Source organism: Oleiphilus sp. HI0067 (assembly GCF_001635735.1).
On record NZ_LWFI01000704.1, the window covers coordinates 1 to 1,151 of the forward strand.

2 protein-coding genes are annotated in these 1,151 nt (G+C 41.1%); both read left to right on the forward strand.

Translation table 11 applies throughout. The features are described from left to right. The first annotated feature begins 360 nt into the window (after positions 1-360). Positions 361-684, forward strand: coding sequence for a cadherin-like domain-containing protein (locus tag A3739_RS07885; protein WP_068500968.1), 324 nt, complete (start codon positions 361-363; stop codon positions 682-684). Between the two features lie 17 nt (positions 685-701). Continuing rightward, positions 702-953: a hypothetical protein gene (locus tag A3739_RS07890; protein WP_068500970.1), complete on the forward strand. Its 252-nt coding sequence runs from the start codon at positions 702-704 to the stop codon at positions 951-953. Positions 954-1,151 lie beyond the last annotated feature (198 nt).

Here is a 1,151-nt window from a genome sequence, read left to right on the forward strand (position 1 = left end):
AGTTGTTTTTATCTTTGTTGGTGCAGGTATGGTTGAACAGCAATGCATTAACTATGACTAGCCTTTTTGACTATGGCAAGCGTGTTTTTATATGTAAGCGGTGAGTAAAAGTTAACCTTCCCGGGTAAAAGTAATGGTAATTAAGGAAGGTTGTTCTAGCTAAGTTTTCTAGTTGTATTAGAGGATCGTTACATCCTGTTTCAAAAATATCTTGAGCTGAACACAAAATAACCAATTCTGTGGGGCTTAGTAGCTGTTTTCTTTTCTAGACCTCATTAACCAGAATGGTGTCTTTAGTTACAAAAAATTGACTTTAGTGCGACGGAATCATTTTGGGAGTCTAGGTTTCACGAGGGCGTCATGAAATATATTGTTGTTCAGAATCTCAGCATACTCGTTGAGTTAGATAATGTAGATGGCACGTGGACCTTTACGCCAAATCTGCACGAGAACCAATCGATTATTTTTACGTATGATGTCGCCGACGATAGTATGAATGCTGCTATATACGGTATTGTCGGCGATCACACCCTTTCTAGCGGTATAGGAGATGATCTACTAGTAGGCGGGAAAGGTACCGATATCTTAACTGGCGGTGGGGGTGTAGACACATTTAAATTCGTGACGAATGATGAAAATACTACCGTAGAATTTTTACCGATACGATTGCTAATTTTGAAGTAGGCACCGACCATATCGATTTGACTAAATTCTTACCTGAAGACAGCTTAAACTCAGGCTCCTCTGACTTTATCGACTTGAGCGAAGATGAGGATGGCAACACCGTTCTATCGATTCATACAGGTGGCGATGGTGCTGATGTTGATCAAGAAATTAAGATTGAAGGCGTTTCAATGGATGAGATCTACGGTGCTGATACCACAGGTATCAGCGAAGTCGATATTTTGCAGAAGACGCTTGAAGATCAGAACCTGTTGAATGGCAGTATGTAAGTGCTTGATAGAAATCCGGAAGAAGCTAAATGACTTAGCTTCTTCCGAGTGTTTTGCGCGGTAGCTAAACACTAAGAAACCAAACACGCTACCAAAGACTCTTCCCAAGTGGCATCAACGTCATCGCAAATGATTTCAATGCGGCTTTCGTAGGCTTCGCCAATCTCGAACAATGACAGTTCATTGTCGGCGAGATTA

Bases quoted from the DNA above. Each gene is read 5' to 3' on its own strand.
- A3739_RS07885 (WP_068500968.1), top strand. From the start codon at position 361: ATGAAATATATTGTTGTTCAGAATCTCAGCATACTCGTTGAGTTAGAT.